The following is a 15,074-nucleotide window of genomic DNA, read 5'->3' on the forward strand; positions in this document are numbered from 1 at the left end:
CAACCCCTTGGTCTTACTGAGTCATAGAAGCATCCAGCGCCTGGTTCAATGCCAGGACGTTGATGACAGGCTCGCCGAGAACGCCGAGTTCGCGCGGCTCGACGGCGGCATCGACGATCGTGCGGACCTTGGCCTCATCCATGCCCCGCGCCTTGGCGACGCGCGGGACTTGGAAATAGGCATCCTCAGGCGAAATATCCGGATCGAGGCCGCTGCCTGATGTGGTGACCAGATCAATCGGAACCGGCATGTTCGGGTTTTCCGCCTGCAACCTTGCGACATCGCCCTTAATGCGGTCGAGCATTTTCTGGCTGGTCGGACCGAGGTTGGAGCCGCCGGAAGACGACGCATCATAACCGTTCGTGCCAGCGGCCGACGGACGGTCATGGAAGTAGCGGTCAGAGGTGAAATTCTGGCCGATGAGCGTCGAGCCAATCACCTTGCCGTCCTTCTCCACGAGGCTGCCATTCGCCTGGTGCGGGAAGAGCGCTTGGGCAGCGCCAGTCATGGCGATTGGGTAGAGAAGGCCGGTGACGGCGGTGGTGACGACGATCATGACGATGGCCGGTCTGATTTGTTTGAGCATGACAGGATCTCCTTAGGCGAGGCCCATGGCGGTAACCGCCATGTCGATGGCCTTGATGCCGATGAAGGGCACGATGATGCCCCCGACGCCGTAGATCAAAAGGTTGCGGCTAAGCAGGGCACCCGCGCCGATCGGGCGATAGCGAACACCCTTCAATGACAGCGGGATCAGGGCGATGATGATCAGCGCGTTGAAGATGATCGCCGACAGGATGGCGCTTTGCGGCGTTGCCAGCCTCATGACATTCAGCATCTTCAGTTGCGGATAGAAGGCAATGAACATCGCTGGGATGATGGCGAAGTATTTGGCGATGTCATTGGCGATCGAGAAGGTGGTCAGAGCGCCGCGGGTCATCAGCAACTGCTTGCCGATCTCCACGATTTCGATGAGCTTCGTCGGGTCGCTGTCGAGGTCGACCATATTGCCGGCCTCGCGGGCGGCGACCGTGCCCGTGTTCATGGCGACGCCAACGTCGGCCTGGGCAAGCGCCGGGGCATCGTTGGTGCCGTCGCCGCACATGGCGACCAGCTTGCCCTTTGACTGCTCCTCGCGCATCAGCGCCAGCTTCATTTCCGGCGTTGCCTGGGCGAGGAAATCGTCCACGCCGGCTTCAGCGGCAATGGCCGCCGCCGTCAGCGGATTATCGCCGGTGATCATGACTGTGCGGATGCCCATGCGGCGCAATTCCGCAAAGCGTTCGCGGATGCCACCCTTGACGATGTCCTTGAGTTGGATGACGCCGAGCAGACGACCGTCGCGGGCGACCGCAAGCGGCGTGCCGCCGGCTTTGGAGATTTCGTCCGATATCGCCTGCAGATCGCGGATCGTCTCGCTGCTGGTGCGCGACATCACGGTCGCACCGGCGTCGGAGGCGGGAGCCGCGCTGCCGTTGACGTAGGCAAGAACCGCGTCGACTGCACCCTTGCGGATCGAGGAACCCTCGATATCGACGCCGCTCATGCGGGTTTGGGCGGTAAAGGGCACGAAAGCAGCCTTCAAACTGCTCATATCGCGGCCTCGGATCGCATATTTCTCCTTGGCAAGCACGACGATTGAGCGGCCCTCGGGCGTCTCGTCCGCGAGCGAAGCGAGCTGGGCGGCATCCGCAAGATCCTGTTCCGTCACGCCCTTGACCGGGCGGAAAGAGGTGGCCTGACGATTGCCGAGGGTGATCGTGCCAGTCTTGTCGAGCAGCAGCGTATCGACGTCGCCCGCGGCTTCGACCGCACGGCCGGACATGGCGAGCACGTTGAAGCGTACCAGACGGTCCATGCCGGCAATGCCGATTGCCGACAGCAACGCGCCAATCGTGGTCGGGATCAACGTCACGAACAGGGCGACGAGAACGACGGTGGGGATCGAGCCGCCGGCATAGGCCGCAAAGCTCGGGATTGTCACCGTCGCCAGCACGAAAATCAGCGTCATGCCGGCAAGCAATATGTTGAGCGCGATCTCGTTCGGCGTCTTCTGCCGTTCAGCGCCTTCGACGAGCGCGATCATGCGATCGATGAAGGTTGAGCCGGCGGCCGCCGTAATGCGGACACGGATCTCGTCCGACAGCACCTGGGTGCCGCCGGTGACGGCCGAACGGTCGCCGCCGGATTCGCGGATGACAGGGGCCGATTCCCCGGTGATTGCCGCTTCGTTGACCGAAGCGACGCCCTCGATCACTTCGCCATCGGAAGGAATGATATCGCCGGCTTCGACCAGCACGATATCGCCGACCTTCAGGCTGGTGCCAGGCACCATCTTGTAATCGGTGCGGCTGTTGCCGCTCAGAAGCTTGGCTTGGGTTTCGGTGCGCGACTTGCGCAGCGACTCTGCCTGCGCCTTGCCGCGGCCCTCGGCGACGGCTTCGGCGAAATTGGCAAACAGCACGGTGAACCAGAGCCAGATGTTGATCTGGAGGGAAAAACCGAGATTGCCGCCGCCAGTCAAAAGATCGCGCAGGAAGAGGACGGTGGTGAGCATCGATACGACGGCCACGACGAACATGACGGGGTTCTTGGCAAGGGTCCGCGGGTTCAACTTCTTGAAAGCGGCGCCCACGGCCGGAACGAGGATGCGAGAATCCAAAATACTCGCGGATTTTAACTGGCTCATAAGAGACTCCAGCGTGAAGAGGGAATGGCGGATCGGGATCGCCCGATCAGCCCAGCAGAAATCTGAAGACGGCTAGGCCGAGGAACAGCGTGATCATCGCAACCAGGATGGCGTCGGAAGCGCAGGCCATTCGGGCCGGGCCACGCCCCTTATCGAAGGAGTGTGGATCGATGAGCTTTCGAAGCCTGATGAGTTTGGGCTGCGACATCACAGTCGTTCCTCAAAAAGCCTGGCCGGTGATCATCGCCAAGTGTTCGACGATCGGACCGAGGGCGAGCGCCGGGAAGAAAGTCAGCCCGCCGACAATCAGGATCGTGCCGACCAGCAGACCAACGAACAGCGGCCCGTCCGTCGGGAAGGTGCCGGCCGAGGCCGGGACCGTCTTCTTGGCGATCAGCGAGCCGGCAATGGCGAGCGCGGGAACGATGACCAGGAAGCGGCCGATCAGCATGACGATGCCGAGCGTGATGTTGTACCAGGGCGTATTGCCGGAAAGACCGCCGAAGGCAGAGCCGTTATTGGCCGCCGCCGAGCTATAGGCATAGAGGATTTCCGAAAAGCCATGCGGACCGGGATTGCCGATGGAAGCGACGGCGGCCGGCAGCACGGAGGCGATGGCGGTGAAGATCAGCATGCCGGCGGGCAGGCAAAGTACCGCGAGCATCGCCATCTTCACTTCCTTGGCCTCGATCTTCTTGCCGAGATATTCCGGCGTACGTCCGACCATCAGGCCGGCTACAAAGATGGCGATGATGACGAACATCAGAATGCCGTAGAAACCGGCGCCGACGCCGCCGACGATGACTTCGCCGAGCTGCAGGTTGATCAACGGGATCATGCCGCCGATCGCCGTGAAGCTGCCGTGCATGGCATTGACGGCGCCGCAGGACGCCGCCGTGGTGATGACCGCGAAGAGCGACGACAACGTAATGCCGAAGCGGACTTCCTTCCCTTCCATATTGCCGCCCTGGACGCCGAGCGCATGCACTAGCGGATTGCCGGCAGCTTCAGCCCAATAGGTGACGATGACGCCGGCGATGAACAGCACGCCCATCGCGCCGAGGATCGCCCAACCTTGGCGCTGGTTCCCGACCATGCGTCCGAAGACGTTGGTGAGCGCCGCGCCGATCGCAAAGATCGCCAGCATCTGGATGAGATTGGAGATCGCATCCGGGTTTTCGAACGGGTGCGCGGAGTTGGCGTTGAAGAAGCCGCCGCCGTTGGTGCCGAGCATCTTGATGGCAAGCTGCGAAGCGACCGGGCCGACCGCGATCGCCTGCTGCGCGCCTTCGAGCGTCGTGGCATTGACATAGGGTCCAAGCGTCTGCGGCACGCCGAGATAGACGAAGACCAGCGTCATGACGATGCAGGCGGGAAGCAGGACATAGAGCGTCGCACGGGTCAGATCGACCCAGAAATTGCCGATCGCCTTGCCGGAGGCGCGCGAAAAGGCGCGGATGAGCGCTATGGCGATTGCAATGCCGGTTGCGGCGGAGACGAAGTTTTGGACGGTGAAGCCAGCCATCTGCACGAGATAGGACATCGAGCTTTCGCCACCGTAGTTCTGCCAGTTCGTATTGGTGACGAAGCTGGTAGCGTTGTTGAACGACAACTCCGGGCCGATCGAGGCCATGCCGGCGGGATTATAGGGCAGGCTCGCTTGAAGCCGCTGCAGGACATACAATACGAAAAAGCCGGCGAGGCTGAACAGCAGCATGGATATCGAATAGGTTGTCCAGTGCTGCTCCTCGCGCTCATCCGTTCCCGCAATGCGATAAAGGCCTCGTTCCAAGGGACCGAGGACGTAAGAGAGGATTGTGCGCTCGCCCGTGAAGACACGCGTCATGTAACCGCCAAGCGGTTTGACGAGCAGAAGGAGGATCCCGATATAAATCAGGATCTGAAGCCATCCATTGAAGGTCATGGGGTAACTTTCCCTACCCGGCGCTATGGAATTAGAAGCGCTCAGGGCGAATGAGGGCGTAGATCAGGTAAGCGGTGAGAAAGAGGGTCACGCCGCCGCCGAGAATGTAATCCACGAGCATTGGTGGCTCTCCGACTAAAGGCTATCGCAGGCTTTGGTGTAAGCGATGCACAGGATGAAAAATAAAACACCGATCCCGATAAGAAGAATGTCCATCATCGATCGTTGATCCCTAGTTGTTCTTATTGAGTGCCGAAATAAACTGACGACTCCTTCGAAGAAGGCATCGTCGTTTCTTCCTGGCGGGGAGATAATCTTGCCGATATCTCGCCCATCAATATGTGGCCGAACAGCATTAAGGTTCGAGACGGCGGGAGAGGGAAAGATATAAAAATCTTATAAATGCCGAGCGGGCCGGTATGTGCCGCTTTCCGTATAGGGGAGGGCATCCGGAATGGCCGCAAGCCTGACACAGAGACCCGGCGGACAAGGGCTTACGCTAGAGGGAAAGCCGGCCGCAACGGCAGCATGTGGGTTGCACCGAAGGCCGGGCTCAGGCTGATTTTGAGAACCTGCGCAACGATCAGGTGTAAAGCAAGTCAGCGACGTCAGACACTTTGGCGACGACCGGCGCCGCAGCATTCCTTGAACTTTTTGCCTGAACCGCAGGGACATGGATCACCGCTGCGGCGTTGCAATCGACCGACCAAAGGCAGCAGGACAACCGAAGGCAACAGTCTCGCTGTAACGGCGATCAGCTTGGCCGAGATGCCCGGCACGACGAGACGGAGTCCGGATTTGAACCCGCGCCAGGCCCGTTCGGCCACATAAGCCGAATCCAGCTTGGGCAGGATCTTGAACAGCGTCGCCCGGTCGGCGCCGGATTTTTCGAGGAATTCGGTAGACACCGGCCCTGGAGCGACACATGTGACGGTCACCCCGGTGGCGCGCAGCTCCTGATGAAGCGCTTCCGAAAAGGAGCGCACGAAGCTTTTGCTAGCATAATAGAGCGCCATATTCGGCCCCGGCAGGAACCCGGCTATGGAGCCGAAATTGATCACGCCGCCGCGCCGCCGCGCGGCCATTTCCGGCAAAAAGTGAAGGGTCAGATCGGTGAGGGCGCGTATGTTGAGATCAACGATCCCAAGCTGATCCTCGATAGAAAGGATCGTCGCCGCGCCGCGCAAACCATATCCTGCACTGTTGATGAGAACATCGCAGACCAAACCGTTTGCGGACAAGAAATCATGCAGACGCATTGATGCGTCTGAAGCAACGATATCCAATTCCAGTGTGTAAGCCTCACCACCGGCCTCTCGCACGTCCGCTGCGGCGGCCGCCAGATCTTCCGATGACCGGGCAACAAGCACGACGACAGCCTGGTCACGGGCAACAACTTTGGCCATTGCCCTCCCGATGCCACGCGACGCACCGACAATGACGACCGCAAAACGAGCCCCTTCCTGAAGGCTCATCTCGCGGTTCCCAAGGCGGCTGCGCTGGGCACGACTTGACTCTGAGCAAGGCATTTCACTTCCAAGGCGACGTCGTTGTTCAATATCTCTTCGAACCGCTCCAAGGCTCGCGCCACATTGGCCCCATCCATCACTCTGTGGTCGTAATGGATGCGCACGGTAACCGTTCCGCTCTTGCTGATCGTGCCGTAGTTCAACAGCGTCGTCAGCGGCGTAAGCGGATTGAGAGACTCTGCTCCGAGGCCCGAATAGACCGACAGTTGAAAAGTGCCAAAAAAGCGCGGCCGTTGTCTGCCGATGTTCAACCCGAGCCACATCATCAGCCATCTAAGGGGGGCCGGCAGACGTGCGAACTTCAGCATCCGCCGGAACTCCTTTACCTCGAGAACCGGGCGCGACCGAGCCGCCATGGTGAGCGCCTCGAGCTCGACGATGGATCTCTTCTCGGGGCGCTTTATGAGGCTGAGCAGGACGACCCTCTCACCCTCATGTTCGCGCTCGTGGGCAATCGAGGCCACGCTTTCCGGGTATTCGTATAGCTGCGCTCTAGGCAATTTGACGTAGGCGCGCCGCAGCTCTGGAATCTCGCTCGCGAGAAGCGCGTATCCCTTGAGGAAAAGGACGGTCCAGGACGGCCTGATTGCCTGCGTCTGCATCGCTCTGGCGTCCAGCAGCGGACCAAGATTCATCTGCCGTTGCACCGTAACCCGCGGCACGCCGATCGAGAATCTCATCAAATCTCCGACAAGGCGTCGTGATGCCGATAACTTGACGGTTCGCCCTCGCATGGTGCCACCTCAATAGAGATAAGGAATAATTCGCTTCGTGCGATCCATATAGGCGCGGTACTCGGGGCCGAAATATTCCAACATCATATGCTCTTCCTTGTCTACCCGCAGGAAATAAAGGATTGCAAAGCCCAACAAACCTGCCAGCCCCACCACCCAGTTCGATAGCAAAAAGGCCTGTCCAAGCCCCATGAGCAGGAAAGACGTGTACATTGGATGGCGGATGAGGGCGTATGGGCCGCTACAAACCAACTGGTGCTTTTCGCGAATCTCCAGCGTTATCGACCAGTTCTTGCCGAGTTCCTTATGGGTCCTGCGGAAAACCCACATTGCTGCCAAGAACAAAATCGTCCCGACACCCACAGCCCATGCATGGGCAGGATAATCGGCCACCCGCGGAATGCCCGTTGCGACGTAGATTCCGGGCACGACCGCGAGCCCTATAAGAGCCGCGGCAAGCCCGAAGGTCTCCATGTGTGAGCGTTGATCGCGGACAACCCGCAAGCGCTTGGCGCGACGCGCGAAAGGATATCGAATAACGTACCAGGCGACGACCCCGAGCACCCAGATGAATTCGCCGGCCCCAGATGGCGATATGATCAAGTTGTTCACCAAAGCCTTTCTACGATTCGCGACGCGAGCGGGTGGCACAACCGCGCTCGCTCTTCAGTTTCATCGACAATGTATCGGAAGAATCGAATAGTACCAGAGTAGCGCGCCAACTCTGCGCGACAACGCCTCAAGCCGTATTCATCTCTCGGAGTTGCGTAATGAACTGTTGCGGCCTCAGCCAGATACCGGGGGTCTTGTATCCCATGTGACGTGCGATGTTCCCCACCCAGGCATTGCAATTGTCGACCGTTGCTTGCCACAGATGGGAAGTGGCCTGCTGCTTGCGTATGAAGGCAACGACATCAGCGTATTCGGCATCGCTAAGCATGACCCGCCAGCTAGCCGACCTATACTGTTCTTCGAGATCACCATCGGTCGCTCCGGTCGTGGCCGGCACTGGCACGAAATGGCCCAAGACATAAGGCCCAGGGTCCGGCGAGGCCGGCGCGAGACCTGCAACTTCAGGATCGATCATCCTTCCATTCTCGTCGGCGCGGCCAAAAACCACGTAGGTATGGCCGTAGGTGAGCGCATAGCGCGAACGAAATTCGATAAAGTGCCCGGCTTTGTTTTGAGCGGAGGTTGTTGCGGGACCGTGGCGGTTGGAAGTGTATCGGGGCTGGGGACTTTTGTCTTCCGTCTGGCACGATGCTGTCGTCAACGCCAGCAGGACTGCAAGCGAAAGGCCACCCATTCCACGCATCATCGGCATGCTCCATTAGACAGCCCTAATAAGCGCGGGGCTGGAAGTTAGCGATCAACTCTTCGCCATGGAAATTGCAAACAGGATCATTTGGTGGGTTATGGAGGGGAGGTCTAGTGCGGCCCCCCCTCTCATTTAAGGCTAACCTTACTTGTAGACTGCCGCTGCTGCGGGCGGCGGTGCCTTACCCTTTCCTTTGCCAATGTCCGCGCAAGCGCTGAGATTGGCAACGGCTAAAACAGAGATGATTACGATAAGAATTCTGCTCATCAAAGAAGTCCTCTCTCCTCAGGATTGCATTACTTGTGGTAGGCAACGAATCAAATAGTAGTCATAACTAACATATAGGCCTAGTGCAGAAAGAACACACTGTGGCGGATTATCTGTTCGTTTTCTAACATGCTTAACTTTCCCTTGGTCAAACTGCTGTGTTGGATGAATGAACACTCGTTCAGATGACCACCACCCGCGTACCCACAGGGGCACGGCTATAGAGGTCGACAATATTTGAATTTGTCAGACGGATGCATCCGTTCGACACCGCATGACCTATCGACCAGGGAGCGTTTGTACCATGCAGCCGGAACATGGTGTCATGTCCGTCCTGGTAGAGGTAAAGCGCGGCGGCGCCTAGCGGATTGAGCGGGCCGCCCGGCACACCGTCCGCATATTGCATCAGACGCGGCTTACGTAGCATCATGTCATCGGTGGGTTTCCACGACGGCCACTCCGCCTTACGTCCGATGGTGGCTTCCCCTTTGAAGCTCAACCCCTCTTCGCCCACGGCGACGCCGTAGCGCGTGGCCCGGCCACCTTGCTCGACGAAATAGAGATAGCGCTCCGACGTATTGACGACGATCGTTCCCGGCGGCTCGCTTCCATCATAGGCCACCTCTTGCCGCCGAAGGTTAGGATTGGCGTCCGGATCTCTCCCGAAGACGTTGTATCCAAGCGGCGGCCCATCCTCCGATCCCGATACGCATCCAGAAATCATTAAACTCAAACTCCCGAGCACCAGCCCCCGGCGCGTAACGCGGCTTTCGTCCATTTCCACCTGCCCAGTAATAGAGTAGCCCTGCGCTCGTCTTTAACATCGCCGCGCTTCCAAGGCCATCACACATTAGCTGATTCTGATTGAGTTCGAGAACATCCAAAACCGAAAGCTGTCTGTTAAAGCTGCGTCTGTTATTGTGTAGGCGGCCTTGGCCTCATGTGAGGCTCTGCCGGCTGTCGGGACCGGGAAAAATCAGAGGCGCCCCGCCAGAGCAAATGCGCGGTTGTGTATCGCCGATGAAACCACTTGCATCAACTATCGGCCTCTGCTCGATTAGCACGAACTGAAAAAGGGGGGATAGTTATGAAGCTTGGCCTCGACGAAAAAGTCGCGGTTGTAACAGGGGCGGGCTCCGGGATTGGCGCAGCAGTTTCCCTTCAACTCGCCAGCGAAGGAGCTAGGGTCATTGTTGCCGATCTTGACGCTAATGGAGCGCTTCGCGTTGCCGACGAGATCTGCGGGCAGGGAGGCAAGGCTTGTGCCTTTACAGTCGATGTTTCCGATGCAGAGGCCGTAAAGGGGTTGGTCGATTTCGCCGTCCAAACCTATGGTGGCCTGCATTTGGCGGTGAATAACGCGGGGCTCGACGGTGTGCGAAAGGCAACCGCGGACTACCCGCTCGACCAGTGGCGCAAGTTGATGAGTGTCAATCTGGACGGCGCCTTTTATTGCATGAAATATGAGATCGCCGCCATGTTGCAGGGGGGCGGCGGCGCTATCGTCAATATATCTTCGATTCTCGGTTCGGTTGGATTGCCGCTCACATCGGCGTATACCGCAGCCAAGCATGGCGTTGTCGGGCTGACGAAGGCTGCCGCAATCGAATATGCGAGAATGGGCATCCGTATAAACGCCGTCGGTCCGGGTTGGATTCAAACGCCGCTTTTGTCGGAGCATTCGGAAGCCACGAGCAGCCGACGTATGGAGGCACTCCAGCCCATGGGCAGACGCGGAAACCCTGAGGAAGTGGCTGCCCTCGTATGTTTCCTTTTGTCGGAACAAGCGAGCTTCATCACGGGGAGCTACCATCTGGTAGACGGAGCTTATACTGCCCATTGAAAAACACAGTCGCGCATCAGGCTAAAGCTTCATAAGGGTGGAATCGACCGGATTTACCGTCATCTCCATTGACGACGAGATAGTCGCGGACGGTTCCAAATCCTTGAGCCCTGTTGGTGCTAGATCAAGTGCGAAGCGCCGAGCGCCCATTGGTAAGGTCATTTATGAGTTGTGCAACGGCTTGGACGGCCTCTTGAGGCAACTGGATAGTCGCATCGCAACCGTCGTCGGTGAAATGTTGTTCGACGATGCGAACCTGATCGAGCGAATCGAGGCGTGCCTTCACGAGAGCCAAATCGGCAAACAGAATTTTCGCTTGTCCGGAGATTATTGGCGTGAAGGCAGTCAGCGTCGCCGCTTTTAAACAAGCTGCGGCGGTACCGCCGTAGGCTCGCACGAGACCTCCCGTCCCGAGCAGCACGCCGCCGAACCATCGGGAAACCACCAGAAGCACACAATCGACGGACTGCCCGTCGATTGCCGCCAATATCGGCTTTCCGGCCGTACCGCTCGGCTCACCATCGTCCGAGAAACGGTAGGCTTGTCCGATGCGCCATGCCCAGCAATTGTGATTGGCTCCTGTCGCCGTGGCGATGGTTTGAAGAGCAAGCTTCGCTATCTCCTCGCAGTCGACAGGGATTGCGACTGCGCGAAACGTGCTCTTCTTGATGATCTGTTCGAAACTGCACTGTTCTTCAAGGCGAAACATCTTGATCCTGAGCGGTGGGGTGCGGCACGCGCCACTATCTGAGAGGATCCACCGCTACCCTCAACGCCGACTGACCTTTGCGATATGCCCCCAACGCGGCAGCCCCCACATTGGCAACGAAGACTTCACCACCGTTCATGATCGACGCCATGACCGGTTTGCGCGGCTCAACGATGACTTCGGCAGTATCGTACTCATCGGAGGGCTCCGTGTACGAAACTTGGCTGGAAGATGCTACTAGCGGATCACGGCTTTCGCATCCTGGTAGGCATGATTCAAAAGTGGGCGTTGCAGTGTGCCGTTTCGAAGTTGCTTTCGTCGCAACCTCGGAAGACGTCCTGATAATGGTGGGGATCGGAAGGTTTGTCGGCGTCGAAGCGGCCTCCGTCATCGAGATGTCCGATTGCATCTGCCGCGGACCTGAAGCCAGGAGATCGTCCTTCGCAGGTCGGATGTTTCCGATGTCGGCCGCCACGACGATTGGCACCTGCGGCAAGGGGCGGGACGCCTCTATGTCTCCTGCGCCAATCCACCAGGATGCACCCAATCCTGCGCCGGCGACTGCCAGATATAGAAGCTTGCTCTGGATGAACCTCGAAATCTCTGCAGTCATCTCGGACTCTTTCTCACCGTTGAAATCGGTCTGAGAAGAACTCCAAATCACGGCGCAATTTTCGCTCAACGATGACGGGAAAGCGGCCGTTTGTTCAAAAATATTTCGGATGTATGTTTTTGCTGGATGCGCAGGATCGTAGCGGGGTCGATTGACATCACGTCCTTGACCGCAATGGCGGTCTTAGGCCAACGATTTACGCACTGCTTGGCGTCGATCAAAGTGAAATGCTTGTGCCACAGAGGCGTGCATCGCTCGTCGGCACCGCAAGCGGGACGAAACGGATCCTGACGGCATCTGCGAGCTCTTCAAGAACTTCGATCGCTGCAGCTTCGTGCTTCACCTTCCCAATACGCTCCGGGATATCGCTCGTCACGTGACCGGATTGGGAGTACTCTCCGACACACCAAATTGACTGGTTAGGCTTCCGTCAACCCGTCGATCCAGGGTACGATTGACACATCTGCTCGTGAGGAGTGCAATGGCGATTGACCATGCAGAACGGCGTCTGGTCGCCGTTCTTGCAATAGATATCGTCGGCTATTCCCGACTTGTCGAGGCGGACGAAGCCAACACCCTCGCCGCGATACGAACTCTGCGCCACCAGGTTATTGATCCGCTGATAACCGAGTACCACGGACGCATTGTCAAATCGATGGGTGATGGCGCGATCATCGAATTCAGTTCTGTTGTCGATGCGGTTTCCTGTGCTGCCACCGCCCAATGCAGTTTGCTTAGGCGACAGGCGGAGATTCCACCTGAAAATCGCATCTTCTATAGAATGGGCGCGCTTGCCGAGCATCGGCGCATACTGCGGTGCGACCCCAACGGAATGGTCGCCCTTCTTCGGAATAGCCGTGTCATCGATCACCAGAAAAGCATCTGAAGCCCCGACAATCCTGTCGGCCCGCACCGCCAGTTCCGCCTCAAGAGGACCGGCATCCCAAATCCCATCCGTTGATCGTCGCGCGGCAGCGTGAAGTCGATCTTGGTTGAAACTCCGTCCAATCGGATATCGACCACAGCACTATCCGTTAGATTTACAATTGAACGCATCTCATTTGCAAAGTCGTCGAAGTACCGAACTGTCGGTGGAAGCGTTGGTAATACAGCCGAAAGACGCGCGGTCTCCTCCTGGAGCGGAGGCTCCAGTTTGAATGCTTTTTCGCTCATTGATAATTGTTCTCCGGGATGGTGCGACGCAGTGCATCCACAAAAGTGTCAAATTTCTCGTCCCAGACCTCGGCAAGGCTGGTCTCAAAATAGGCCTTTGCATAGAGGCGCGGCATGTTGGACGACTTCGACCAGCCAAAGAAGACACGCAGCTTCTCCTGCGCCTTATCTACGTCCATGCCCGCATCCTGGTAACGGCGCATCCTGATTACCGCCGACGTATGCCGCAAATCGTGGCAGGAAACGTTAGTAAGACCTTGTTTTTCTAAAGATTGTTTCGCCGATTCGGACAGGGCTTCCGTCGCCACATCAAACATTTTTCCGAAGGATCGCAAAGCCAATGGTTTGGCTTTCTGGGAGATCAAGAGGTGCGGATAGTTCGCTCGGCCCCGGAAGTTTCGACTGTAATATTGGGTCAACTCCACAATTTCAGACGAGAGCGGCAGTTGCCGACGCGATGCTTCCGTTTTCAGGCTGGGTTGCTCATAGCGAGGATCGCCGTCGTTCGTCTCCTCGACATCCAACCAATGGACATCTTTTCCGATCTCTGGGTCGAAATCCTCTTTGAATGATGCCACACGGAGCAGCGCCGCTTCGCCACGTCGCAAACCGAGCCGCAACAACAGCATGAAGATCAGGAGGTTTCGCCAGCGCAGTGTCTCCGTCTTGAACGGGTTTCGGGGTGAGTCTGGTCGGAAGATTTCATAGAGGTCTTCGACAACCCGTGGCGGTAATGCGCGGATTGGTCTGTCCTGAGCTTCAGGGTTCGGTGCAAGTTGCCGATACAACGTATCGAGCCGAAGCAGCTTTGCCTCCATTTCCGAGGCTCTTACGCCGGATGCGTTGCCGGAATACCGGAGCATGTCCGTTACAAAGCTGATAGTTGATATCCACGTGGAGGACTTATCGATCTGGCTGATGGCGGCTTCATTTCGGAGCTGGGCCAGGAATCCGACCAGGCAATCCTCAATGGTGTCGGCATCAGCATCTGCGATCAACTGGTCGAGACAATCTTTGCCATGCTGACGCTGGACCGCGTCGTAGAACCGGCAAATGACCGGTGAGTTCCATAAGATAGATTATCAACTTTTCAGTTGTAGCCGGGGTGGGTTCAAGGATGAAGTGCGACTTGCGAATGATACCAATGGGTTATCACTCGCAAGAAAGACGTAATGAGACGCACCTACTCCCAGATTGGATTGGACGAACGCCGTAAGATTGCTCGCTGGAGAACGGCTGGCCTCAGCATCGAGGTCATCGCCGAGAAGCTCGGACGACATCGTTCGACGATCTTTCGCGAAGTCAGACGCAATATGTTCATCGACAAGCAGATACCTGATCTCAGCGGCTACTATTGCGTGACGGCGCATGAGATGGCTTGCGAACGTCGTGCGAAGCTGCGGAAGCTTGCGCGCTTCTCTCATGTCCGGCAATCGGTGATCGACCGGATTGTACACGGCTGGTCACCACAGCAGATCGCCGGTCGAATGCGCCTGGAACGCCATCCGATCTCCGTGAGCCACGAGACGATCTATAAGTTCGCGTATTCGGCCGACGGCCATGCCATCAAACTGTGGCGACATTTGCCGGAACATCGTGCCAAACGCCGGCCGAGACATGCCAGACGCAAGCATGATCAACGGTTTAGTCCGGACTTGAACATCTTGCGCCGCCCAGACGTCGTCGCCGATCGCAAGCAGTTCGGCCATTGGGAATGCGACCTCATCCAGTTCCGCAAGAAGTTCGGCAAGGCCAACGTGACTTCGCTTGTCGAGCGGGTCAGCCGCTTCGCAATCTTCCTGCGCAACAACGACCGTCAGTCCCGGCCCGTCATGGACGGTCTCGTGCAAGCACTGCAGGCACTGCCCCACCTCGCCCGTCGTTCAATCACCTTCGACCGTGGTACGGAGTTCACGGACTGGCCCTATCTTCAGGCGAGTATAGGCACGCAAACGTGGTTCTGTGATCGACAATCACCCTGGCAGAAAGGCACGGTCGAAAACACCAACGGCCGAGTACGGAAATGGCTTTCGAGAGAGGTCGACCCATTGTCGGTCACAGATGCCGATCTGATCGAGATCTGCAATCGGCTCAATGCGACACCGCGCAAATGTCTTGGCTATCGAACGCCCGCCGAAGTTTTCCGCAAGAAACTGCTCGCTCAGATGAGACATGACGGTTAGCTTAGGCAGCCCCGCAAGTCGCGGTTCAGCATGAACTCACACCGCAAAGTTGAAGTGTCCTGTTTCTGCAAAGTAGATGTCAAACTCTCCCC

Annotated in this window: 16 protein-coding genes and 1 pseudogene; 2 read left to right on the forward strand and 15 right to left on the reverse strand. The window is 57.9% G+C overall.

Annotated features, from left to right (window positions below):
- Positions 1–13: 13 nt before the first annotated feature.
- The 11 genes from kdpC to QDY28_RS12875 all read right to left on the reverse strand — a co-directional run bounded on the left by kdpC (position 14) and on the right by QDY28_RS12875 (position 9,239).
- Complete coding sequence (gene kdpC / locus QDY28_RS12825) at positions 14–586, reverse strand: potassium-transporting ATPase subunit KdpC (protein ID WP_331382063.1); 573 nt, start codon at positions 584–586, stop codon at positions 14–16.
- Positions 587–598: 12 nt separating this feature from the next.
- On the reverse strand, positions 599–2,689 hold the full coding sequence (gene kdpB / locus QDY28_RS12830) for a potassium-transporting ATPase subunit KdpB (protein ID WP_331382064.1): 2,091 nt from the start codon (positions 2,687–2,689) through the stop codon (positions 599–601).
- Between the two features lie 46 nt (positions 2,690–2,735).
- Positions 2,736–2,897, reverse strand: coding sequence for a hypothetical protein (locus QDY28_RS12835; RefSeq protein WP_331382065.1), 162 nt, complete (start codon positions 2,895–2,897; stop codon positions 2,736–2,738).
- A gap of 12 nt (positions 2,898–2,909) precedes the next feature.
- Positions 2,910–4,613 carry a potassium-transporting ATPase subunit KdpA gene (kdpA, locus tag QDY28_RS12840; RefSeq protein WP_331382066.1) on the reverse strand — a complete coding sequence of 568 codons (1,704 nt, stop codon included), beginning with the start codon at positions 4,611–4,613 and terminating at the stop codon, positions 2,910–2,912.
- Between the two features lie 31 nt (positions 4,614–4,644).
- Positions 4,645–4,734 carry a K(+)-transporting ATPase subunit F gene (kdpF, locus tag QDY28_RS12845; protein WP_331382067.1) on the reverse strand — a complete coding sequence of 30 codons (90 nt, stop codon included), beginning with the start codon at positions 4,732–4,734 and terminating at the stop codon, positions 4,645–4,647.
- A 487-nt stretch (positions 4,735–5,221) separates the two neighbouring features.
- Positions 5,222–6,088: an SDR family NAD(P)-dependent oxidoreductase gene (locus QDY28_RS12850; protein ID WP_331382068.1), complete on the reverse strand. Its 867-nt coding sequence runs from the start codon at positions 6,086–6,088 to the stop codon at positions 5,222–5,224.
- Entirely contained in the window at positions 6,085–6,876 is a 792-nt protein-coding gene (locus QDY28_RS12855) for a hypothetical protein (RefSeq protein ID WP_331382069.1), read from the reverse strand. The genes QDY28_RS12850 and QDY28_RS12855 overlap by 4 nt, the downstream gene beginning before the upstream one ends.
- A gap of 9 nt (positions 6,877–6,885) precedes the next feature.
- Entirely contained in the window at positions 6,886–7,479 is a 594-nt protein-coding gene (locus QDY28_RS12860) for a protein-S-isoprenylcysteine O-methyltransferase (RefSeq protein WP_331382237.1), read from the reverse strand.
- Positions 7,480–7,615: 136 nt separating this feature from the next.
- Positions 7,616–8,194 carry a hypothetical protein gene (locus tag QDY28_RS12865; protein ID WP_331382070.1) on the reverse strand — a complete coding sequence of 193 codons (579 nt, stop codon included), beginning with the start codon at positions 8,192–8,194 and terminating at the stop codon, positions 7,616–7,618.
- 144 nt (positions 8,195–8,338) lie between these two features.
- Positions 8,339–8,461: an ABC transporter gene (locus tag QDY28_RS12870; protein ID WP_283054087.1), complete on the reverse strand. Its 123-nt coding sequence runs from the start codon at positions 8,459–8,461 to the stop codon at positions 8,339–8,341.
- Between the two features lie 181 nt (positions 8,462–8,642).
- On the reverse strand, positions 8,643–9,239 hold the full coding sequence (locus QDY28_RS12875) for a L,D-transpeptidase (protein WP_331382071.1): 597 nt from the start codon (positions 9,237–9,239) through the stop codon (positions 8,643–8,645).
- A 309-nt stretch (positions 9,240–9,548) separates the two neighbouring features.
- Here QDY28_RS12875 and QDY28_RS12880 point away from each other — a divergent pair, with 309 nt between their 5' ends.
- Positions 9,549–10,304: an SDR family NAD(P)-dependent oxidoreductase gene (locus QDY28_RS12880; protein ID WP_331382072.1), complete on the forward strand. Its 756-nt coding sequence runs from the start codon at positions 9,549–9,551 to the stop codon at positions 10,302–10,304.
- Between the two features lie 124 nt (positions 10,305–10,428).
- Here the strand turns inward: QDY28_RS12880 and QDY28_RS12885 are convergent, their stop codons facing one another.
- From QDY28_RS12885 to QDY28_RS12900, 4 genes and pseudogenes are all read right to left on the reverse strand, one after another.
- Positions 10,429–11,013 (reverse strand): IMPACT family protein, encoded by a 585-nt coding sequence (locus QDY28_RS12885; RefSeq protein ID WP_331382073.1) that lies wholly within the window; start codon positions 11,011–11,013, stop codon positions 10,429–10,431.
- Positions 11,014–11,047: 34 nt separating this feature from the next.
- Positions 11,048–11,677, reverse strand: coding sequence for a hypothetical protein (locus QDY28_RS12890; protein WP_331382074.1), 630 nt, complete (start codon positions 11,675–11,677; stop codon positions 11,048–11,050).
- Positions 11,678–12,407: 730 nt separating this feature from the next.
- Positions 12,408–12,581 (reverse strand): annotated as a pseudogene (locus QDY28_RS12895) (transposase); the annotation flags it as partial.
- A gap of 214 nt (positions 12,582–12,795) precedes the next feature.
- Positions 12,796–13,797, reverse strand: coding sequence for a tyrosine-type recombinase/integrase (locus tag QDY28_RS12900; RefSeq protein ID WP_331382075.1), 1,002 nt, complete (start codon positions 13,795–13,797; stop codon positions 12,796–12,798).
- 174 nt (positions 13,798–13,971) lie between these two features.
- Between QDY28_RS12900 and QDY28_RS12905 the strand changes: the two genes are divergently transcribed.
- The gene (locus QDY28_RS12905) at positions 13,972–14,982 is read left to right on the forward strand and encodes an IS30 family transposase (protein WP_331382076.1); all 1,011 of its coding nucleotides are present in this window, start codon (positions 13,972–13,974) and stop codon (positions 14,980–14,982) included.
- Positions 14,983–15,074: the final 92 nt, after the last annotated feature.

It is taken from the genome of Rhizobium sp. BR 362 (genome assembly GCF_036528765.1).
Lineage (GTDB): Bacteria > Pseudomonadota > Alphaproteobacteria > Rhizobiales > Rhizobiaceae > Rhizobium.